A 21,631-nucleotide genomic window follows, 5' to 3' on the forward strand; every position below is an offset into this window, starting at 1 on the left:
GAAGCAATGGCCGACCAATACCCGCTACTTTTTGTGACCAATCCAGGGGCGTTGCGCCGAGATCGAAAGGTGAACGCCGGTGGCTCAAAAAAAGACTTCTTTGCGGATCGGGACGAAGCCCTTATCGCTCACAAGGGAAAAATTTCGAACGACATCCGGATGGTGCAACAGCAGTTGTCCCAGACGACGTCTCATTTCTGCAAATCCGCTTTTGTAAAAGTACGACTTCAGGAGAGGGCATGGGCCAAGACGCACCGCCCAACCCGGAAACTATTCACACCTGATATCGCACCTGTGGTTGGCGGCGGTGATATCGGCGAACTCATCGTGCGCGTGAACAAGGAGGCGCTGGACTCAGTAGCCGCGAGCGTGAGTGGCGTGGAGCAGGTCACTCGACGCAAACGCGACAGTCGAGGAAAGCTCGTTGAAGATCCAAGCCGTGAACGTTCTGAAGTTGGAGCAATTGAGCAACTCACGCTGTGGTCCTCCGACGACCGTCGTATCCCGTCTGCAGCGTCTGCGATTGAATCTTTGCGGCGATATGGTCTGGCCGCGATGTACTCCGTGCAACTTTTTGAGTCTGTCGCAACGGTCTTGGAGCGCGGAGTGGTTGCTCAAAGACGCTCGACCAATGTATCGCCTGCGCTGTCGTTTATCCAGTCGCTCAACGAGTTAAGCAAGCGTTATGGGGTGTTCGTCTTACTAAACGACGAGGAAACTACCGTCCCATACGTGTATGTCGGACTAGTAGAAAACCCTGGGTTCGCTGTCTTGAGAGGCAAGGAATCATTCGCTGAAATGGCCGAGCAGTTGAGAACTGACGCTGAGTTCGGTCGTGACGCACACACAACTTTGCTATCTCTGCTCGCAGTACATCCGAATGTCCGGAGGGTCAATGTACCCGACGTTTTCGTTGCGGATAGAAAGCTGACTTTTTCGCCTTCGAGTGCTCCTCATCGTGCGCGTTTGGGCGCGACGTCGGTGATTTCCTATGTTCCAGCCCGTATCCCTGCGCCTCTGACGGGGAAAAATTACCCAATCGTGGGGGTCATCGACGGTGGAATCTCGAAGAGCCTTAAGTCATGGGTTGTCCAAAGCTATGATCTGGTCGCGCCTAAAGATCGTGACCTAGAGCACGGCACGAACATCGGTGGTTTGCTGGTAGGCGCGGAAAGCCTGAATTCCGGCTACGCTGCCAGATTCGAGGCCGACGGGTGCTGGCTCGTCGACATTGCGATGTATCCCGATGAGAACAAGGCACTGGCCGGCTCCTACTATGAGAGCGGTAGCGCGAAGTTCCTTGATCGCCTTGAAGGGGTTGTGGCAGCTTGTCGCGAGCAACACGACGTCCGGATATTTAACTTCAGCCTCAACAATCGAAGAGCGGTCTCCAACAGCGAATTTAGCGAAGAGGCGAGGCGGCTTGATCAGATATCGCGTCGTTATGACGTCATCTTTGTGATTTCTGCCGGGAATGCGGAAGACGGCGACGCGAGGCCAGAGTGGGACAGGCGCCCGTCCTATGCGGCTGCGCAGTTGATTGAAAGCAAGAACGATTCGCTACACGGTCCGGCGGACTCACTTCTCAACATTTCCGTCGGAGCGACCAACGGCCATGGCGTTGCCGGATGCATTCCGGATGCCCCCGCTCGATACAGTCGGCGCGGCCCGGGAGTGAGAGGGTCAGTTAAGCCGGACGTTTGCCATATCGGGGGGGCGGCGGGTGACGACGATCACACCGGCCTGTTTAGCGTGACTAAAGGCGGTATGTTGACTGAAGTGCTCGGCACCAGCTTTGCCGCCCCCCTTGCGGCCAAGACTCTTGCTGCCATCGATCTTGAGCTTGACGGCCGGGCACCGCGAGAAGTGCTCCAGGCGATGTTTATTCACAGCGCACATCTGAAGCCGCCGATGTCAGGTCGGGGAGCGAAAAAGTTCGCGCGCAATCTCGTTGGATTTGGTTTTCCGGCCGTGTCGCATCAGATTTTGTCGCTTGATCGTCATACGTTTGGAGTCGTCGTACACGACAGCATTCGCCCCGGCGAGAACACCGTGATTGATTTCAAGTGGCCGCAGGCGTTGGTCGGGGCGGACGGGAAGTGCTTCGGCGCAGCGCGGATGACATTGGTCTATTCACCTCCGCTTGATTTTACGTACGGCGCTGAGGCAGCGCGCATTAGCCTGGATGCATCGCTTCGGCAGGCCAGTTCTGGTGGGTCGGTAGAGGGCGATGATGACGAGGACATCGAGGACGAAAAGATTTCGTACATTGGGCGATTGAAACCCGTTCATTCGCATGGGCTAAAGAGGACTTCACGAGAGGCCGCGCTTCTGCTAGACGGGTTGAAGTGGAGTCCGGTCAAGGTATTGGAAGGGCAATTTAACGGGATTGGCAGTTCGTCCGATTGGCGTTTGACAGTGAATTACGTTACGCGTGAACTTGCCAGTTTTCCCGACGAAGGCGTGCCGTTTGCCGTCGTACTCACGATTGAGGATCCAACCAGGAGCGTCGACGTTTACGACGATCTGAGGCAGGAATTGTTAAGCGGGTCAGCGCTTCATCTGACCGACATTCGCAATGCGTTGAGGGCTCGAGCTCGAACGCGAGGATAAAAATCACTTGAGGGCACGCGAGATGGACCAGGTACCAGGGCAATTTATTATCATGCCGCAGACGCGCCGCAGTGCGCAGGCAGGCCCAATGTTGAAGCAAAGTAAGGTCAAACGAGATCGGATCAAAGATATTCTCGAGTCTGCCAATCCTGACGGAGGTCAGGTGCCGATAACTCGGGCGAAGCACAATGACGACATGGCAATGGTTACTCTTTCAGAGGAACAGAAAGCTTGCGTTGAAGAAGCGAATCCTGGTCTAAAGCTATATCCCGTCTATCGGTACTCGTTGGCCACAGTTGATCTTGGCAGCGTCATGGCAATAGCTATGTCAACGACCCATCCGTTCGGCACGACATCCCCTGCCGAGGGCAATTTCAACTTCGTTGTTCATGACAACAACGGATCACCGCTGCCGGGTGCGAAGGTCTCGCTTTGGGAACTGAACGCGACTGAGCCTTTGGTCACGACGACTGACTCAAAAGGTCAGGCATCGATTTGGTCGCAAACGGGGCTCGCTACATTTGTAGCGGTTTCATCGTTCGCAGGTTTTTGGGACAGTTACCGAACTGGTCTGCTCGCCTCAACGGGCGTAGCCAAATTCGTGCTCCAACCGATTGATCCCACGTTCAACGACTGCCGAAAGTTCCATTACGGAGCGTCGAGTCGGCAAGCAGGCGCGAAGGTTCGAGTGGCGGTTATCGATACCGGGATTGATGAGCATCCAGACCTCAAATGTGTTGTCCAGCGCACGAACCACGTGAATTCGGAGCCCGATACTGTGGTGCACGACAATGGCACGGGCCATGGCACCCACGTTGCTGGGTTGATTGGGGCCTCGGGTGCGATGCAGGGCATTGCCGCGAACGTTGAGATTCTGAGCTATCGTGTTTTTGAGCAAGGGAAGAGGGAGACTTTCAATTTTGCTCTTGTCCAGGCGGTTGAGAAGGCTGTCGAAGACGGCGTGGACATCATAAATTTGAGCCTTGGGCAACGCGATGTCGACGGTGCACTGAAAGACAGGATCGTTGATGCGCTTGCGGCAGGCATTCTCGTAGTCGCCGCGGCAGGCAATGATGGGAACCCATCCGTAGGTTTTCCTGCGGTTATGGACGATGTCGTATCAGTTGGCGCTGTCGGTCGCGAAGGCACATTTCCTGCTGGGACGACATTTGTGAAGTGTCTTAAACGGGCGCAGGGAACCGACAAACTTGATTTTGTTCCGTGGTTTTCGAACAACGGTAAGGTTAATGTTGCGGCACCCGGAGTGGCGGTAATTTCGACGGTCGGTTCGAATAGTTACACGGCGATGAACGGTACTTCCATGGCTGCGCCAATCATTACCGGTATCGCGGCGAGTGTCTTGTCGAACGATACATCTCTTGCCGAAATTGAACGTGGCCCAGAGCGTTTGAAGCTGCTGAAGGAGTTGCTATACGATCAGTGCAACACGTTAGGGTTCGGCGTCACCGACGTCGGTAGCGGGTTGCCGAAACTGTGAGGAATAGGCATGAGCCTTTATGTGGTGTACTTTCGCGGGCCAGGCCCGATGCCGGCGGAGGACGTCCAAAGAATCAGAGAGCATGCTGGCGTTCAAGTGGTCAACGACAAGTCTAAAAAGGCCTTGTTGCTTGACCTGGATGAGCCGGAGACTGACTTTCTGCAGCATGTCGCTGAAATGGGCGGGTGGGCTGCAAGCAAGCAGACTGCCTACCAACTCTACTAGAGAGACCCTGGCGCGCGCTTCCTGCATGATGAGCGGTGCACAGCGCCAATGGGCAGCGCATAGGAAGGTATTAAAATAATTATTTATGCCCGGCCGCTTCTGGCCGGGCTCTTTCCTTTTTAAACTGAAAAAGACAGTCGATGAGCGCTTGAGGCGACCCCAGACGTTGGTTTCAAATCCTGTGCTGGATCGACGCGTTCAAGGCGCGGGACGGTTGTTCGCGCGGATGAGGGCGCTTGCAAGCCAATGGTCTGGCGTTCAAGCACCGATTCATCGGCTTCGCCAATACACTGCGCGGACACTGACCGCGCCGTCGCACCTTCCGTGCTGATGACGAGTACTCGCGAACTCAGGTCCAAGCCCGCGAGTAGGTTTTTTGTGGATGACGCAAGAGCGAGGTCAGGCCGGCAAGCTCGGCAGCGCCTGATTCTCCAGCGACCAGCGGCACATCTCGTTCGCTGCCCGCTGCAAGGCCTCTCACGCCGCCTCGAAGGAAAACGCGCGTGAATGGCGGCGTGCACAGGCCGTTGGCGGTCTGCTCGATAATTTCTGCCGCGAAGGCGCCATAACATCCCGCGGAATGTTGTCATAACCTTCGTAGGACGTGTCTGAGACAACGTGCCAGCCGTTTTTCGCGGGAAGTCGCGGGACCTGGAGTTGACCCGCCATCCCTTTTTCTCGAACAACAACGTCAAACGCTTCAAGACACTTGCCAGCATGAGTCGCGTCAAGGTTGGCCCGACGGTACAGGTCGATCTCGAAGACTAGCGGATAGTTTTTCGTTCAAGTGGCGGTAGCCGTCTGTGCTCCGTCACCGTACGAAGCTGCGATCGTGCCAGTCTCCCGGATCCAGTTGGCGAACCGCGATTGCGTCGTTTTCAAATATCGCCATTTGCGTTGAACTGAACGGACCCACTAACCCTGTTCTGTTTTCGGTGCCTGTAGCCTTGCGAGGTAGATTTTCGGATCTGTGGAATCCACCGCCTGCATCGCATCAGCCATCGCCATCATAGGCGTACGGTGCGTAGAGCCGCACTGGGGCTTCGAAACGTTGCTGAAACCGATTGTAAAAAGCATCACCCTGCGGCATCCTGTCTCTCTAGACGCCCGCCAGCGATGCAGAACATCGCATCGCTCATCGCTGAACCGACCGGCTTGACGGTAGGGTTCATACCGTCAGATATCCGCCTCACACTGCGCTTGCCATATCGATTGGATGGCGTAGGCTAAATGCGATTCGCTATCTGAATTAAAAAACTTTTAATCAGAGAGTGTTTCCATTCTTTGTCAGAGAAACTCCACGCTTTATCAGTAATTGTCTACCTTCAGTACGTTTGCTGTTGCGTTTGGTGGGAGGACTGTTATTAAGGAAGGCGCCGGCCTCCGGCCGGCTTCGGTGCCTGCGGCACCTGCTTGCCACGGCTGAGCGAAGAGCGTTTTCTAGCGAGGCACTCCGTCCTCCTCACTTTCTAAACTATGGTTCGACGTGGAAGAACTTCGTCGTTCAGGGCGGAGTCAGCGAAGCCTTAGCAAACGGCTACTCGCACGATCCGTCTCCGCCTTAATCCTTGGGGTGTCGACGATGGGCCCAGAAAGATACGTTCGTTGGAGCGGAAATCACCTGTTTCCTTTGTTGCTGAACACGTCGCCGCGCGACATGTTCACATTTCGCTCGCGTCTCGAGCGCGGTAAACGAATGTTGTCCATCGGGTTGCAGGACGACTTGCATATCGTTGATGCGATTCGCCGCGATTGATGCCAGCCCGGAGCGAGCAGGTTGCCTGAATGCACCAGGCGCCGACGATTTCTGGTACGGGAGTTCTGCGCAGCAGTGGAGCCCAAGATCGCCCGGGGGATTTTGATTTCTGGGTTCGGCCAGACGTAGCCGTCTGCCGGGGCTGATGTTGCAGGTTTTAGCGGCCTTTGTGAAGCTGCCTCTTTTCACCACTCGAGCGAAGGCTTGCCTCGCATCAAAACGGTCCATCTGATCCATGCGCCAGATAGTTCGAGAATTGTTAGGATTTTACAAAAAGTGATGTCTGGAGTTGCTTGTTTATCCGCGCGTCACGCATCGTTAAAGTCTCTTCACCGCTAGCACCGGGTCAGCTTAGACCCAATGATGGAGAGAGTTTATGACACAACGTAAAGTAGTGTTTCCGGCCGCCCGCCAAGCGCTCTACGAACGTAATCACTATTCGCCGGCAATCCGGTCCAATGGTTTTCTGTTCGTTTCTGGGCAAGTTGGCAGCCGTGAGGACGGTTCGCCCGAACCAAATCTTGAGGCACAGGTTCGACTTGCGTTTGACAATTTGAATGCGATTCTAGCGGCTGCGGGCTGCGCATTCGAAGACGTGGTTGACGTAACCGTCTTCGTCGTCAATCCCGATACGACATTCGACAGGATCTGGAAGGTCGTGCCGGAGTATTGGGGAGACGCACCGCATCCAACGCTGACTGCGGTCGGCGTGACATGGCTATACGGTTTTCAGTTTGAGATCAAGGTGATCGCGAAGCTGCCGGAGACCATCGATAGCTAAACATGAACGAGGGGTACCCCATGTGTGTCACGGGCGCGCTTTCCAAACTCGGGATCGGCGTGTACGGAGTGGAAGCGAGATGCCGCTGACAACCAATAACGGTGGTCGCTGGCGGACACCAGAATATCGATCAGGTCAATTTCCATGCGGATTTTCGCTTCCGATCTGGCCGACTCCGAGACCAAATTCATGACCCCCTTTGGAGCTGACGGCGACCACGCAATCGTTCGGCACTCCGATCACACATACCGCAAAAGAACGAGGCCGAGCTAAGCGATTGTTGCCACCGCCCACCGTGCAATCCGTCGGATCTGGAGCGCTTCATGACCAGCCCCATCAGCAAAACGGTCCTGGTTATGCCGAGCCACGCCGAGCCACGTGATCAGTATGGTTTACCAAACCGGGGCCGCGAAGCAGATTGAGCAAGCGGCAGCACATTCCAGCAAAGAATGATGAAGCGCGACCCGGCAACTGCGCTGTTCCTGATAGTTCAAGCGGTGACAGGTCTGTTCTTCTCATGCGTGTGTGCCTCCCGCCTGACCGGCTATTGCGAGACGACAGCGAGAACTTGCTTCAGAAGGCCACCGCACTGGCCCCCCCGACAATCTCAATATATCGTTGGCGGGAAATCGACATATGCCGTCATTGTTTGTGTAGATAGGCCACCCCTACAATCAAATTGCGAAAACAACTAACCAAACGAAATTTTGCGGACAGATTCTGTGGCCGGAAGGGTGAAGAGCGTCTGCGCGGTCGCTTTGATAAGCCACCAATCGCTCCGTTCGCGCATTCGTCGGTCCAGGAGAGTGCGACAACGCATTCGATCATTTCCAAGGTGAGGCGTGCTTCTGCCGGGCGCGACGCATAGGCGCTTCCTGATGCCGGTCACGCTTTGCCTCTAGATTTTGATGCAATTTTCGACATGAGCACGATAGGCACTCGTGCGCCAGCGCCGTTTCCGGGTAATGAACATTTCTCGCGCCCGAGTTGCATATCCCACAGGAGCATTTGATGTCTGTTTCACGCACACCAGGATTCTGCGCCCTCTGCAAGTCGCGTTGCGGGTCGGTCATGGTTACCGAAAATGGGAAGTTTCTTGGCCAGGAGCCGAACCCGGAGCACCCGACCGGCGTTGCCCTGTGTGTGAAAGGGCGTGCTGCCCCCGAAATTGTCTATCGTCCCGAGCGGCAGTTGTTTCCCCTCATGCGAACTCGTCCAAAGGGCGATGCAGACCCCGGTTGGAAGCGAGTCAGCTGGGATGAGGCACTGGATTGCGTGGCTGAACGTCTTGGAAGAATTCGACGGGAATCGGGAGCTGAGGCTGTCGCTTTTAGCTGGACCACGCCAAGTGGAACGCCCATCTCTGACAACATTCAATGGGTCGAGCGGTTCACGTATGCTTTTGGGAGCCCAAACATCGCGTATGGAGTGGAGGTATGCAATTGGCACAAGGACTTTGCCCACGCATACACATTTGGCAGGTCCATAGGATCCCCTGATTTTGACAAGGCGGGTTGCGTCGTCCTCTGGGGGCACAATCCGAGCGCGACCTGGCTAGACCATGCAACGGCAACCGGTGCGGCCGCGAGTCGAGGGGCCAAGATTATCGTTGTCGATCCGCGTCGTGCGGGATTTGCTTCGCGAGCCGACCAATGGTTACGGGTTCGGCCTGGCTCAGACGGTGCACTTGCTCTAGGTATCGCGCGCGAAATGATTTCAAACCGATGGTTCGACGAAGAGTTCATCACAAAGTGGAGCAACGGGCCGCTTCTTGTTCGGTTGGATACGATGAGATTCCTGCGCGCGGAAGACGTGGGTGAAGCAATCAGCGGGCCGTTCGCTCCAGATACGTTGGTGGCGGAAGATGAGTCTGGCGGATTGCTTGGCTATGATAGGCAGTCGAAGTGCTATTCAGAAGCTGCCAAGCCGAGGCTCTTCTCAGTCGTTACGATCAAAACGGATAGAGGAGAAAAGCTCCAATGTAAGAGCGCTTTCCAGTTGTATTGGGAACTGTGTGAATGGTACACGCCCGAGTTGGTCGAGAGGTTGTGCTGGGTGCCCAAACAGCAAGTCGTGGACACAGCCCGCATGCTATATGACGCTCGGCCCGTTTGCTATTACATGTGGACAGGAACTGGCCAGCACACCAACGCGACTCAGACTGATCGCGCCATAGCGATTCTCATGGCTCTGACTGGAAGCTTCGACGCGGAGGGAGGCAACGTTGAGTTTTCCAAGCCGCGTTCTAATACCGTGGCGGACGGAAGTCTGCTGAGCAGCGAGCAGCGTGCGAAGTGCATCGAACTCGACCATTCGCTCCTTGGGCCAGGCCGTGACGCTTGGGTTACCTCCGACTCACTTTATAGTTCCATTCTCGACGGCAGCCCGTATCGCATTCGCGGGATGCTTGGGTTTGGGCGAAATTTTCTGGTGACACACGGAAACGTCGACCGCGGCGTAGAGGCGTTCAAAAAACTGGAATTCTACGTGCACACCGATGTTGTCCTTTCGCCGACGGCTGCGTTTGCAGACATTTTCTTGCCTGTCAATACACCGTGGGAGCGCGAAGCGCTACGCATCGGGTTTGAGGGGAGCCAGAACGCCGAAAGTCACATTCAGTTTCGTCAGGCCGCCATAGAGAGCCGGGGGGAGTCGCGCTCGGACGCAGATATTGTTTTTGAATTGGCGAAACGGTTGGGACACAGCCATCTGTTTTGGGATGGAAACATTGAAGCCGGGATGAATTACATGCTTGAGCCGTTGGAATTGACCGTTGACGACTTGAGGCGGCAACCTAACGGTATCAGGAGGAACTTGACGACGGAGTACCAGAAGTATCGGAACGTGGGATTCAAGACACACACGGGAAAGGTGGAAGTGTTCTCGGAGGTGTTTCGCGATGCCGGCCAGAATCCTCTTCCGGAGTTCGTCGAGCCGGCAATGTCACCGATGCGAGAGCATTCAGCGGATTTTCCGCTTGTCCTTACGTCGGCCAAGGTAGTCCAATTCTGTCATAGCCAGCATCGGGACATCGCGTCGCTACGCAAGCGCTCGCCCGAGCCGGAGGTTCAACTTCACCCGGACGCGGCAGGCGAACGCGGAATTGAAGACGGGATGCTGGTCGAAGTCAAAACTCATCTTGGTTCAGCAACGATGAGGGCCAAACTTGATCCCACACTGGATTCACGGGTTGTGTGGGCCCAATATGGATGGTGGGCCGGAAATCAGACATTAGGCCTGCCAGCAGCAAACCCCTTCGCCAAAGACGGCGCAAACCTCAACAGGCTGATCTCTGATGAGGCAACGGACCCCATAAGTGGCTCAGTCGGGCACCGTTCTTCCATGTGCGATGTTGTCCCTATCTGGACCGGTGGTGAGCGAGGATGGGTGGGCTGGCGGGAATTCCGCATTGCCTCCACTCGTCTGGAGGCAGATGGCGTCGTGTCGTTCGTGTTTCGACCGGTTGATAACAAACCTGTGTCTCCATTCCGCGGCGGCCAGCATCTCAACATCCGGGCGCGCACGCGGGATGACGCCGCGGTGGTCCGCTGCTATTCGCTGTCGGGTGCGGAGGGAGGGCGGGCGTACCGGATTTCGGTCAAACTTGCGCGGGGCGCGGACGACTATGTTGGACAGATGTCGGGCTTGCTGCACTCACTGTCGGCTGGCGCGCGAGTGGAGTTACAAGCGCCAAAGGGAAAATTTCATCTTCCGTTCTCCGACGGCAAAGTGGAGCTTGAACGGCCGGCCGTCTTTATTGCGGGCGGTATTGGGATTACGCCTTTCATATCGATGCTTTACCAGCTGCGAGCGCAGGGTAATAGCAGCCCGGTTCGACTTGTATATGGCGTGCGAAGCGGGCGTGATCATGCATTCCGTCAAGAGTTGTCGGACCTGGCGGCATCCATGCCCAATCTCCAGGTCGTAACTTTTTATGGCGTAGTTGAAGAATGCGACCGTCAAGCGAATTGCTTCGATTTTGAAGGTAACATCTCCGTTGGCGCTCTCCTCGCGGACCATGGCTGCGAGGCGGATTTCTACCTTTGTGGCCCCCCGATGATGGTCGAAATTGTAACCGACTCGCTTCGGGAAGCCGGTGTTGCCAAACAGCGAATTCACCTGGAAGCATTTGGACCGTCAAGCAAGAAGGAAACGCTTGAGCACAACGGACCTCAACCTGTGGTTTTGTCCCACTCAGACAAATCGATTACCTGGGATCCTTCGGCGGGCAGTTTGCTAGACCAGTTAGAGAAGACCGGTGCACCATTGGCAAGTGGATGCAGAACTGGGCAATGCGAGAGTTGCATCCTAAGGATCGTTGAAGGGGAGGTTGCGCATCCCGACGGCACAGCTTCCGTCGACCCGGGGCTGTGTTTGCCATGTGTTGCCGTTCCGCTCACTCCAGTTACGCTGGAAGGGTAAGTGTGGTGATCGACGAGACAACGTTCGACGCCGTTTGAGTCTCGAGTTGGCCGCCCCTCAATTGTCCGCCGGCGACTTCAGACACCGCTGGCGCGCTCGCCTCTTCTCGAGAAACAGTATCTTTGCCGGGTGGCGCCAGGTTGGGCAAAAATCGTCGCAGCAAGGCGTCCTGGCAAGATTCTTTCGGTGAGCAACCTGAGCGTAAGGTGCTGGAGTTTGCTCTTCGGCTTGCTTACCTACGGGTGAATCGACTAGGGCCACCACGAGGACTTGTGCCGGTGCTTGGTCAATTTACGCCTCGAGCCTACGCATCCCAAAATCGAGATTTCTCGTCTATGATGGTAAGTTGTATCCAGCCTTTTTCCAGGCGCGAAGCAGAGCACGCTATGGACGGACGCCCACAGAGGCAAAAGCACGTTGAGTCAGTGTCGCGAGACGTTTCGCTCACTGATGACGCGCCCCATGCTGTACTAATCGAGACGCTGGACGACAGTACGGTTGTTGATTGGCATTCTCATGAGTTTGCTCAAATACTGTGTCCCTCAAAGGGCGTCGTCGCCGTCATTCTCTCCGACTGGCTTTGCTTGGTGCCGCAGAACTACGGCGTTTGGATTCCAGCGAACGTCCTCCACACCGTTGTCGCTGGTATTAGCACCGCGTTGGATATTGTCTGCATAAAGCAGACGGGGACGTCGATTGAGAGCCGACCAGCGCAGCCTGTGATTCGGCGGATGGAGCCTCGTGCGGACAAAAATCACCCCGACCAGTTACCAGCGGTTTTTCATCAAGACGAAGATATGGATGCACCGGAGTATCAACTTGTTCAATACCTCTATGGCGTCCCGATACCAAGGGACCGTCGGGCACGGCCGATCGCATTCGGCTTGGTTACCTCGCTTCACGACTTGCGGACCTTGAAGGAGTGGGGCGCTCAATCCGGAGCAAGTGAACGTACGCTCATGCGGATTTTTCAAACTGAAGTTGGCATGAGTTTCCGCGCCTGGCGCACCCGTCTGCAGGTCGCGCAGACCATCGCCTTGTTGCTGTGCGGCCAGTCGGTGAAAAGCGCGGCGTGCTCGGCGGGATATTCGAGCCCGTCCGCCTTCGTTGCTGCGTTTCGGTTAGCAACTGGCGAGTCTCCCATGCGCTACCTGAGAAATTCGCAATGGGACGGGCTGAAGGATCAGAAGGAGGTTGGCACGCAAGGATAGACGGCTTTCTGCCCGCCTCTGCAGGTGCATTGTGCTTCAGCCATCCTCGCTCTCGATTCCAAGAGCATGTGCGTGAGATTTGGATGGATTGCTATCGCCAATTATGGCAGCTTTTCGATATCGCTAAGCTTTGCATGGCAAGTGAGCTTATGGCGTAATTGATGCATAACTGTAGCGGACGATTTAAACGGAGAGTTTGGTGCAAGCTTAGTTCCCAAGCAAAGCGGACTGAAGCCGGGGAAGTTTTCCTCTCCTTAGATATGAACGCTGAAATTTAGCGCATCGAGCGCCGCGCCTTTAGTAAGGACAGCATCGACGCGGAGGTACCTTTTCGCGTCGCGTCGGGCACGGCATTCGACGGTTTGACTTCAGACGTCGGCGGGTAGAGTCTAGTCCTCTGCGAGCTTGAGCGTGCGTTTCACGAGTGTCTTGAGCGTTTCGCGAGCAGCTTTCTGGTCGGCTGCAGTCAACGATTTCTTCCCGAGCACAAGCTGCATTTGTGCCGCGAAGTCAGCATAAGCCTGCGTTGCTGCCCAGATGGCGAAGATCAGATGTTCAGCGCTCACTCGGTCGGTGAGTCCCGCTCTCATCCAGTTCTCGAGCGTCGCGATATTCTGATGCAACATCGGAACGAGCCGGGCTTTGATTTCTTTCCCGTAGTTTCTTGCACCGCCAATTATCTCGAGCGCGTAGACCCTTGACCCGTAAGGACGCTTGAGTGAAAAATCTACTTTGGCGTCAATGTACGCGTCCAATGCCTCAGCAGGTGGCAAGCCCGTATGAGCAAGAGCGTCAAGGCTCTGCAACCACGCTCCCATGACGTCATCCAGAACTCGCTTGTATAGCGCAAGTTTGTTCGGATAGTAATAGAGAAGGTTCTGTTTCGATACTCCCGCACGCTCTGCAATGATGTTGACGGATGCACCATCAAAACCCATTTGTGCGAAGACCTGTTCGGCCTGCTCAAGGATTTTCTGTTGCATGTCGCCGCGAAGACGGGCACGACGAGAAATTGTAGGAGTGGAGGTGTTTGTCGGAGTAGCCACAATACTTTACCTCTTTATCGATTCGAAGAATTCCTGAACACGAGGATGGTCTATCCACGCCAAATTGAAGCGAAACCATGGCGGGTCCGAGGAATTTTCTGCTGTAAAGAAATGTCCGGGTAGAAGCAGCAATCCGTTATCGAGCGCGAGTCTGGCAATTGAACTACCGGTCGGACTTATTGTGTCCGTGCCGAAACCATTCGGGCTGAATCCTGCAGATATGAAGAAGCCACCCTGCGGCGTCGCTAGAGGCTTCATGTCATATGCATCCAGCGCGCTCAGACCTGTGTCGATTGCGAGCGCCAAGCGCGTTTTTAGTCTGGCCACCATGCGTCGATACTCGCTTGAAACCAGTGCATGTTTGACAATACGCTCCTCAAGTTCGGAACTGGGCAATCCAGTCACCATTTTCGTGCGGGAAAACTCCTTAATTAGGTCACCCGCCGCGCAAATGGAACCAACACGGAATTGCGGCGAAAGCGTCTTCGATGTGCTGTCTATGCGTATGACCCGCTGTAGCCCGTCCAGCGCCGCGAGAGAGGGGTCGCCCGCGCGCGCCAACTCTCGGCAAACGTCAATATCCACCAGATGAAGCAGTCGATTCTCGGCAATGTTGACCAGATGATGTGTATCGGAAGCGCTAAGAGTCGTTCCGAGCGGGTTTTGCAAAACTGTCTGCACAAAGAAGAGCTTCGGGGCGTGTTGTTCACAAAGTTCATCTAGCGCTTTCAGGTCGATACCGCGCACACTGCGAGGTACACGATAGAGCTTGCAGCCTAGTTGCTCAATGAGCGCAGCCAGTGGCGGATACCCCGGCTCCTCCATCAGCACCACATCGCCAGGACGAGTGAGCGTGCGTAAGACAAGATCAAATGCCTGGGTTGCCCCGCGCGTCAACAATATTTGCCCATGGCCAACGTCTAGCAGGCCTGCTATTGACATCCGATGCGCCAAAAGCTCCCGCAACTCCGGCAAGCCTAGAGGATGTCCGTATCCTTGGACCCGCTGTGGGTTGAGCCGGATCGCCTGCCGCTCAATACCCTGCATCCATCCATTATCGTGCAACGACGACGGCAGCCAGCCTGCACTTACCGGCAGAACATTTGCGCTTGGGGCGTAAAGCTCTGCCATTAGTGGGTCTATTTCCTGCGGTGCCATTGGACTCGAAATTTGGCGACCCGAGCGCTCCGGGCTGGCGCGACTACCGTTGACGAAGTAGCCGGCGCCGGGCCTCCCCAGCACCAACCCATCCGCGACGAGCCGGCTGTAGGCCTCCGAGACGGTAAAGGTGCTTAAGCCGAGTGCCCTTGAAATCCCGCGTACTGAAGGCAGGCGCTCTCCCGTAGCCAATGTCCCGCTCTCAATCAATCCGACCACTCCCGTGAGGAGTTGACTGACAAGCTCCCCACGTCTCGCGCGATCGATCACCAAAGACCGCCACGCGAACGGTAGCTGCGCACCGTCATCGCCTGCGAGGTCTCTTTGGTGTGCTGACTGCTCGACCGGTACGGTTGGTGGAGTTTTTTCGTTGCTGTGCATGTTCGCCGCCAATTTGGCTTCTTACATTGAATCAACATTTGACCACTTGGAAAAAAATTGACCTGATGGACAAAACAATAGACCGGCCGAAATTAAAGATCAACTAGCCAAGCCGGTGCGCTCGAATCTTCAACTGACGCGGCTGCGTCCAGAGGTAAGACATATCGCGGTCATAGCCGTTGTCCTAGGACTTGGGGCAAACCCCGGTCAATGTCATGAAGTGCGCGCCCTGGCTCTATTGGTTAGACAACTCATTGGAAATGGTGTGCAAGGAGAAGCAATGCGGTCCGTTCTCATTCGCGGCGGAGTGGTGGTCGATGCGGACGCTGAACAGCGCGCCGATGTGCTCTGTGCTGACGGTTGCGTCGTCGCTGTTGGCGGCGACCTGCAGGCTCCGACTCAGAGCCACGTCATCAACGCAGGCGGCGCATGCGCGACGTCTGGCGGTATCGACCCGTACACCGAGATGCAGTTGCCGTTTATGGGCACGGTGATCGCCTACGATTTCTTCACAGGGACGGTTGCGGGACTCGCGGGAGGCACGACCTCCATTAACGGCTGTGTCATTCCCCGTCCGAAGCAGCCCTTGGTTGACGTGTATCGCACTTGGCGCGGATGGCCGGAAAAATCTACTGCGGGCTACTGGTTTCACGTAGCTGTGACGTGGTGGGATGAGAGCGTTCACGTGGACATGGAACAACTCGTACGCAAAGGGGGCACAAACGGATTCAAACACTTTATGGCCTACAAGAATGCAATCATGGCTGACGACGAAGTGATGGTGAAGAGCTTCACGCGCGCGTTGGAGTTCTCAACGACGTTCCGGATAACAAAGCGGCGTAACGAGTTCTCTGCGCGGCCCGCTGTAGTGAGGTCGATATGAGCACAATCACCCGCGAAGAAGCGTACGCGCTCGGCGGCGCTTGCGGCCTGCAGTTCGAGGAACTGAAGGCGCGCGCAACTCAGAAGCGCGAGGCGGCTTGGGGGCGCACCGTTACTTACTCGCGAAAAGTGTTCGTGCCGCTCACCAATCTGTGTCGAGACAAGTGCGGCTACTGCACGTTCGCGAAGGAGCCGGGTACGCCAGGGGCGGGCTATCTAACGCCGGAGCAGGTGTTGGCAATAGTCCGTCGTGGCGAAGCACTTGGATGCAAGGAGGCGCTCTTTTCGCTCGGCGAGAAACCGGAGTTGCTGCATCCGCAGGCCAAGGAGATGCTTGCTACGCTAGGTTACGCGACGACGATCGACTACGTGATTGCGATGTGCGAGCTTGTACTGAGAAAAAGTGCGCTCGTTCCCCACGTGAATGCCGGCACGCTCGACCAGAGTGAGGTCCGTCGGGTGAAGGCCGTTGCTGGCAGCGCCGGCATCATGCTCGAGACCGTCAGTCGCCGGCTGATCGGTCGCGGGCAGGCACACTTTGCCTGCCCGGACAAAGTGCCTGTTCAGCGCCTGCGCACCCTTGCACGTGCAGGCGAGGCTAGTCTGCCAATGACCACAGGCATTCTCATCGGTATCGGAGAAACCTGGGTCGAACGCGTGGATAGCTTGATGACGATTGCGGCGTTGCATGAGCAGTACGGACATATTCAGGAAGTTATTGTCCAGAACTTCCGCGCGAAGTCAGGCACGCTCATGGCGCATTGCCCTGAGCCGGATATGGACGACATGCTACGCACGACCGCTGTCGCACGCCTTCTGTTGCCGTCGACTATCTCCCTACAGGCGCCGCCAAACCTCAACGAATCGTTCGAGCAATACCTGCTCGCTGGAATCAACGATTTTGGCGGGATTTCTCCGGCTACTGCCGACCACATCAATCCGGAGCGCGCGTGGCCCGCAGTCGATGAGATTGCGCACCGGAGCTCAAAGCTTGGCATGCAGCTTGTCGAGCGCCTGACGGCCTATCCAGCTTTTCTACATCCACGACAGGTTGCTCGCTTCTTCGGTCCGAAGCCGCTGGTTGCATTGGCATCGCTTGCACGTAACGACGGTCATGCTCGTCATCAGGCGCACCCCGGGCTGCAATCGAAAATGGAGGTCCTCGTATGAAAGCGCTGTCCTTTGCTGACCTTGTCCCTGCTAGCGGCGCGAGGATTGAAACAGTGTTGTCCACGGCGTCAGCCGGCTCGAGGCGAATCCTCGATCGCACGCTCGCCGGCAACGAACTCGATGTAAGCGGTGCCGAAATGTTGCTTGCGGCGCGTGATGTCGATGTGCCATCTATCGCAGCAGCGGCAGATGCAGTTCGGAAAGCACGTTGTGGCGACGCGGTGAGCTTCGTCGTAACACGCAACATCAACTTTACGAACGTGTGCTACATGGGTTGCCGGTTCTGCGGATTCGCGAAACGTCGTGAAAGCTCCAGCGCCTATTGGCTCTCCTTTGACGAAGTTGCTGATCGGGCGCAGGTTGCGTGGGACAGAGGCGCCACAGAAGTCTGCATGCAAGGCGGTCTCCACCCGGACCTCCCGCTGACCTACTATCGCGACGTGCTGCTGGCGGTCAAACAGCAGGTGCCCGGGATACATGTCCATGCGTTTTCCCCGTTTGAGGTCTGGTTTGGCGCGCGCAAACGCAAGATGCCCATCAATGTATTTCTGGCCGAGCTCAAAGAAGCGGGGTTGGGTTCCATTCCGGGTACTGCGGCCGAAATTCTGGACACGGAGGTTCGACAACAACTCACACGGGACAAACTCTCCGCAGCTGCGTGGGAAGAAACCATCCGTGCCGCACATTCCATAGGTCTTCGCAGTACGTCTACGATGATGTACGGCCACATCGATACTCCGCGGCACTGGGCCGCGCACATCGACCGGCTGCGTAACATTCAGAAGGACACAGGTGGTTTCACCGAGTTCGTACCGCTTGGCTTTGTTCACTCGGAGGCACCGCTTTATGTTGAAAAACGTATTCCCGGCGTACGCCCTGGCGCGACTCCCGCGGAGCATATCAAGATTCATGCCGTTGCACGCCTGATGCTGTCCGGGTGGATAGACAACATTCAGGTTTCGTGGGTGAAGCTCGGCGCCGACGCCTCTCAAGTGCTACTACACGCAGGCGTAAATGACCTGGGTGGAACGTTGATGGATGAAACCATCTCGCGCTCTGCAGGCTCCTCGCACGGGGAAGAAGTCACGGCGTTTGAGATGGTGCAACTTATCAGGGATGCCGGCCGCGATCCGGTACGTCGTTCGACGCTTTATCACACGCTTGAGGACTACCGCGACCACGACCCGGTCGATATGTCCACGCTTAAGCCTCGCGCTCAAAGTCCGATACGGTTTATCGACTATCACCAGCCAGTTCTGGGAGCCGGCAATGTTTAAACGTGAACCTAAGGTCGTGCTACTTGCCGGCGGTGTCGGCGGTGCACGGATGGCGCGGGGGCTTGTAGGAAGTCTGCCAGCCGGAAGCCTCTCCGTAGTCGTCAACATCGGTGACGATGAGCACTTTCATGGGCTGACGGTATGTCCGGACGTCGATACCGTGACGTACACCTTGGGTGGGCTCATACATGCACAGCAGGGTTGGGGTGTCGCGGGAGACACGGCAAATGCTCTTGGGATGCTTCGTAAGCTCGGTGCGTCCAATACTTGGATGCATCTAGGTGACGCGGATATCGGAGTGCACCTTTTTCGAGCCCAGTGTCTGGCTTCAGGCGAAACCCTCACCGCGGTTACTGCACGAATAACGCATGCACTCAATGTACAGGCAACGATTCTTCCTGCCAGTGACGACCCTGCGCCAACTCTTGTGGATACCGACCAAGGGGTGATGCGTTTTCAGCAGTGGTTTGTGCGGCACCGTGCGCAGCCTACCGTTCGCGCTCTTCGCTATGTTACCGAACAGGCACGGGTGTCGCCCGCGGTAGCGGCCGCGCTGGCTGAGGCAGACCTCGTCGTTATCGCGCCGTCGAATCCGCTCCTGTCCATCTATCCGATGCTTAAACTGCCAGGCTTCAGCGAGGCACTCAAGACAACCCGTGCCAAGCATATCGCGGTCTCTCCACTTATAGGCGGTAAGGCTGTAAAGGGGCCGCTCGCCCAAATGCTGGTGGACCTACGTGTAGGAAGCGGCAACGAGGCCGTCGCGAGACTCTACGGTGACCTTTTGGATGGTTTCGTCATCGACGAAGCAGATGCGCGGGACGTTAGCGTCGTGACAGCCGCGGGTGTACCTCAAGTGATTGTCGGGGCAACGCGAATGGACGACCGTCAGAAGGCCACGCAGCTCGCTCGGACGGTCCTGCAGGCTGGTGGACTTCGCCAAGAGCACCTGGCGCCGGAGGAGGTATGAGGACCCTCGTGGCCGTTCCGATGAAAGACTTGAGGTCTGCGAAATCCCGGCTTGTGCCACAGTTGGATTCGATGCAAAGAAAACGTGTCGCACTTTGTCTTTTTAGCCGAGGCCAGGAATTCCTGTCGCGGGAGTTCCCGGAACTCGAGCGCCTCGTGGTGACGCCTTGCCCGCTCGTCACGCGTTTGGCCCTTGAATACCGGGTTGCGGTGTTGCAAGAAACGAACTTGAGCGATCAGCCCAATCCGATCGCCACACAACGAGGGCAAGCGGGCCTTAACCACGCAGCGCTTCTTGCTTTGACGCGTGCGCGCACAACGGGGTGCGATTGGTTGTTGATGTTGCCTGGCGACCTGCCTCATTTGTTCGCCCAGGAATTCCAGCAACTTCTCTCGTTGCGCGAGCCCCGACGGGCGACCGTGGTGGCGTCGCGTGACGGCGGCACAAATGCGTTGTTGTTGCCGGTGAGCGCGATGCCGCGGGAATGGACATTCGACTACGGCGACGCTTCCGCTGAGCGTCACGCCACGTTGCTGGAGCAGGAATGTCTCTCTGTCACGCGGCTAAATTTGCCGGCACTCGCACACGACGTAGATACGGTCGAAGACTACGCGCAGCTTGCTAGCTGGTGGCAGGGCGCTGGAGAGGGTGCTCTTTCTGGCTTCGATTCGAACGGTGATGTGGGCGCCCGTGTGAGCGTCGTTCATCCCGTCGTGCAATCAGGACCTCAACTTCTACCGCGAGTGAGAGGGCGTCATGCGTGAACCCTCCGGCGTTGAGGTGTTTGCCTTGCACGGCATCCCTGAAGTGCAACCGTCGGACGACATCGCTGGCTTTATCGTGGAAGCCATGGAAAGAGCGGGGCGCACTTGGCAGTCCTCAGACATAGTAGTTGTTGCTCAGAAGATTGTCTCTAAGGCGGAGAACAGGTTACGCGATATTGCCGACATTGAGCCCGGACCAAAAGCTATCGAGATATCTGAGGCGAGTGGAAAAGATGCACGCAAGGTCCAAGCCATCCTTGATGAAAGCACGGAAGTGCTCCGTGTTGTCCGTTGTAAGCCAGACGGGATAGTGATCGCGCGGCATAAGTGCGGCTGGGTGTGCGCGAACGCGGGCATCGATGAGAGCAACCTTGGAGGCAGGACACAGCAGTTACTTCTTTTGCCAGTTGACCCTGATGCGAGCGCCCAAGGCATCGCCGCTGGTATCGAGGCGAGGACGCGGGTCAGGCCTGGTGTAGTTATCACGGACACGTTCGGACGTCCTTGGCGTCGCGGTCTTGTGAATGTCGCGATTGGTCTTTCTGACGTTGCTCCCATGATCGACTGGGTGGGGCAGAAGGACGCATTTGGCCGGGAGTTACAAGTGTCGCAACAGGCTTTGGCAGACGAGATTGCCGCAGCTAGCGGCCTTTTGATGCCCAAGGATGCGGCGACCCCGGCAGTCGTGTTTCGCGGATTGCAATGGCGTGCAGACCCGGACGCTAACGCGCGTCGGTACGTGCGCCCCCTAAATGAGGACCTTTTCAAATGACTATTGCAATTCTTGGTGGTACTGGCCCTCAGGGGCAAGGCCTGGCAAAACGATTCGCCCTCGCTGGTGTCCCGGTTGCACTCGGCTCACGTGACGCGCAGCGCGCTATGGAGATAGCGAATGAGCTGAACGCTTCTCTCGATGGTCACGGCTCGTTTGCTCGCGTTAGGGGATTGTCGAATGAAGACGCTGTGGCGCAAGCGGACCGCATCGTCGTCCTTGCCGTGCCTTATGCGGCACACGACGCGACACTCCAGTCCGTGGCCGAAGGATTAAGCAACAAGATCCTGGTCGACATCGTGGTGCCGCTTGCACCGGGCAACGCCCGAGCAGTGGCGATGCCGCCCGAAGGCTCTGCAACCGAAGCTGCTCAAAAACTGCTCGGCGAGTCTGTGCCGGTCGTGGGAGCGCTTCATAACGTGTCGGCCCACACGCTCAATCACCTCGAAGAGCGTATCAATTGCGACGTACTCGTCGTTGGTAACCAGGACGGCGCAAAGGAAGAAGTCGTTGCGTTGATTGAAAAATTGAAAGTGAACGTCTACGACGCTGGCCCGGCGACTTCGGCTCGATGTGTCGAAGCTATTACCCCCATCCTGATTCGGTTGAATATCAGCAAGAGGGTGCCGTTCAGTCACGCAGGCATCCGCATCTGGGCACCAGGCGCCCACACGGCCTGATTTGCCCGCCATTTTCACGATAAAC

General features: G+C 56.5%; 14 protein-coding genes and 2 pseudogenes. 14 read left to right on the top strand and 2 right to left on the bottom strand.

Annotated elements, in window-relative coordinates; translation table 11 throughout:
* The first annotated feature begins 6 nt into the window (after positions 1 to 6).
* The 7 genes and pseudogenes from FQ705_RS12130 to FQ705_RS12165 all read left to right on the top strand — a co-directional run bounded on the left by FQ705_RS12130 (position 7) and on the right by FQ705_RS12165 (position 12,506).
* A complete protein-coding gene (locus FQ705_RS12130; RefSeq protein ID WP_144141058.1) occupies positions 7 to 2,613 on the top strand; it encodes a S8 family peptidase in 2,607 nt (868 codons plus the stop codon).
* A gap of 22 nt (positions 2,614 to 2,635) precedes the next feature.
* Positions 2,636 to 4,111 carry a S8 family peptidase gene (locus FQ705_RS12135; RefSeq protein ID WP_144141059.1) on the top strand — a complete coding sequence of 492 codons (1,476 nt, stop codon included), beginning with the start codon at positions 2,636 to 2,638 and terminating at the stop codon, positions 4,109 to 4,111.
* Positions 4,112 to 4,120: 9 nt separating this feature from the next.
* On the top strand, positions 4,121 to 4,336 hold the full coding sequence (locus FQ705_RS12140) for a hypothetical protein (RefSeq protein WP_144141061.1): 216 nt from the start codon (positions 4,121 to 4,123) through the stop codon (positions 4,334 to 4,336).
* A 657-nt stretch (positions 4,337 to 4,993) separates the two neighbouring features.
* Positions 4,994 to 5,104, top strand: a pseudogene (locus FQ705_RS12145) (AsnC family transcriptional regulator); the annotation flags it as partial.
* A gap of 1,364 nt (positions 5,105 to 6,468) precedes the next feature.
* Positions 6,469 to 6,873 carry a RidA family protein gene (locus FQ705_RS12155; RefSeq protein ID WP_144141063.1) on the top strand — a complete coding sequence of 135 codons (405 nt, stop codon included), beginning with the start codon at positions 6,469 to 6,471 and terminating at the stop codon, positions 6,871 to 6,873.
* Positions 6,874 to 7,884: 1,011 nt separating this feature from the next.
* Positions 7,885 to 11,295 (top strand): molybdopterin-dependent oxidoreductase, encoded by a 3,411-nt coding sequence (locus FQ705_RS12160; protein ID WP_144141065.1) that lies wholly within the window; start codon positions 7,885 to 7,887, stop codon positions 11,293 to 11,295.
* 386 nt (positions 11,296 to 11,681) lie between these two features.
* Positions 11,682 to 12,506, top strand: coding sequence for a helix-turn-helix domain-containing protein (locus FQ705_RS12165; RefSeq protein ID WP_186307837.1), 825 nt, complete (start codon positions 11,682 to 11,684; stop codon positions 12,504 to 12,506).
* Positions 12,507 to 12,895: 389 nt separating this feature from the next.
* Here the strand turns inward: FQ705_RS12165 and FQ705_RS12170 are convergent, their stop codons facing one another.
* Positions 12,896 to 13,489, bottom strand: coding sequence for a TetR/AcrR family transcriptional regulator (locus FQ705_RS12170; protein WP_144141069.1), 594 nt, complete (start codon positions 13,487 to 13,489; stop codon positions 12,896 to 12,898).
* 69 nt (positions 13,490 to 13,558) lie between these two features.
* On the bottom strand, positions 13,559 to 15,091 hold the full coding sequence (locus FQ705_RS12175) for a PLP-dependent aminotransferase family protein (protein WP_144141071.1): 1,533 nt from the start codon (positions 15,089 to 15,091) through the stop codon (positions 13,559 to 13,561).
* 280 nt (positions 15,092 to 15,371) lie between these two features.
* On the opposite strand from FQ705_RS12175, the pseudogene FQ705_RS12180 reads away from it, so the two are divergent.
* The 7 genes and pseudogenes from FQ705_RS12180 to npdG all read left to right on the top strand — a co-directional run.
* A pseudogene (locus FQ705_RS12180) lies at positions 15,372 to 15,899 on the top strand (dihydropyrimidinase); the annotation flags it as partial.
* Positions 15,900 to 15,970: 71 nt separating this feature from the next.
* Positions 15,971 to 17,143 carry a 7,8-didemethyl-8-hydroxy-5-deazariboflavin synthase CofG gene (cofG, locus tag FQ705_RS12185; protein ID WP_144141075.1) on the top strand — a complete coding sequence of 391 codons (1,173 nt, stop codon included), beginning with the start codon at positions 15,971 to 15,973 and terminating at the stop codon, positions 17,141 to 17,143.
* A complete protein-coding gene (cofH, locus tag FQ705_RS12190) occupies positions 17,140 to 18,420 on the top strand; it encodes a 5-amino-6-(D-ribitylamino)uracil--L-tyrosine 4-hydroxyphenyl transferase CofH (RefSeq protein ID WP_144141077.1) in 1,281 nt (426 codons plus the stop codon). The genes cofG and cofH overlap by 4 nt, the downstream gene beginning before the upstream one ends.
* Entirely contained in the window at positions 18,413 to 19,390 is a 978-nt protein-coding gene (cofD, locus tag FQ705_RS12195) for a 2-phospho-L-lactate transferase (protein ID WP_144141079.1), read from the top strand. Before cofH ends, cofD begins: the two co-directional genes overlap by 8 nt.
* A complete protein-coding gene (locus tag FQ705_RS12200; RefSeq protein ID WP_144141081.1) occupies positions 19,387 to 20,154 on the top strand; it encodes a hypothetical protein in 768 nt (255 codons plus the stop codon). The genes cofD and FQ705_RS12200 overlap by 4 nt, the downstream gene beginning before the upstream one ends.
* Complete coding sequence (cofE, locus tag FQ705_RS12205) at positions 20,147 to 20,926, top strand: coenzyme F420-0:L-glutamate ligase (protein ID WP_144141083.1); 780 nt, start codon at positions 20,147 to 20,149, stop codon at positions 20,924 to 20,926. The genes FQ705_RS12200 and cofE overlap by 8 nt, the downstream gene beginning before the upstream one ends.
* Positions 20,923 to 21,606: an NADPH-dependent F420 reductase gene (gene npdG / locus FQ705_RS12210; protein WP_144141085.1), complete on the top strand. Its 684-nt coding sequence runs from the start codon at positions 20,923 to 20,925 to the stop codon at positions 21,604 to 21,606. The genes cofE and npdG overlap by 4 nt, the downstream gene beginning before the upstream one ends.
* Positions 21,607 to 21,631 lie beyond the last annotated feature (25 nt).

The organism is Paraburkholderia sp. BCC1884, from assembly GCF_900996225.1.
Taxonomy (GTDB): domain Bacteria; phylum Pseudomonadota; class Gammaproteobacteria; order Burkholderiales; family Burkholderiaceae; genus Paraburkholderia.

Bases quoted from the DNA above. Each gene is read 5' to 3' on its own strand.
- FQ705_RS12130 (WP_144141058.1), top strand. From the start codon at position 7: ATGGCCGACCAATACCCGCTACTTTTTGTGACCAATCCAGGGGCGTTG.
- FQ705_RS12135 (WP_144141059.1), top strand. From the start codon at position 2,636: ATGGACCAGGTACCAGGGCAATTTATTATCATGCCGCAGACGCGCCGC.
- FQ705_RS12140 (WP_144141061.1), top strand. From the start codon at position 4,121: ATGAGCCTTTATGTGGTGTACTTTCGCGGGCCAGGCCCGATGCCGGCG.
- FQ705_RS12155 (WP_144141063.1), top strand. From the start codon at position 6,469: ATGACACAACGTAAAGTAGTGTTTCCGGCCGCCCGCCAAGCGCTCTAC.
- FQ705_RS12160 (WP_144141065.1), top strand. From the start codon at position 7,885: ATGTCTGTTTCACGCACACCAGGATTCTGCGCCCTCTGCAAGTCGCGT.
- FQ705_RS12165 (WP_186307837.1), top strand. From the start codon at position 11,682: ATGGACGGACGCCCACAGAGGCAAAAGCACGTTGAGTCAGTGTCGCGA.
- FQ705_RS12170 (WP_144141069.1), bottom strand. From the start codon at position 13,489: ATGCAACAGAAAATCCTTGAGCAGGCCGAACAGGTCTTCGCACAAATG.
- FQ705_RS12175 (WP_144141071.1), bottom strand. From the start codon at position 15,091: ATGCACAGCAACGAAAAAACTCCACCAACCGTACCGGTCGAGCAGTCA.
- cofG (WP_144141075.1), top strand. From the start codon at position 15,971: ATGAGCACAATCACCCGCGAAGAAGCGTACGCGCTCGGCGGCGCTTGC.
- cofH (WP_144141077.1), top strand. From the start codon at position 17,140: ATGAAAGCGCTGTCCTTTGCTGACCTTGTCCCTGCTAGCGGCGCGAGG.
- cofD (WP_144141079.1), top strand. From the start codon at position 18,413: ATGTTTAAACGTGAACCTAAGGTCGTGCTACTTGCCGGCGGTGTCGGC.
- FQ705_RS12200 (WP_144141081.1), top strand. From the start codon at position 19,387: ATGAGGACCCTCGTGGCCGTTCCGATGAAAGACTTGAGGTCTGCGAAA.
- cofE (WP_144141083.1), top strand. From the start codon at position 20,147: ATGCGTGAACCCTCCGGCGTTGAGGTGTTTGCCTTGCACGGCATCCCT.
- npdG (WP_144141085.1), top strand. From the start codon at position 20,923: ATGACTATTGCAATTCTTGGTGGTACTGGCCCTCAGGGGCAAGGCCTG.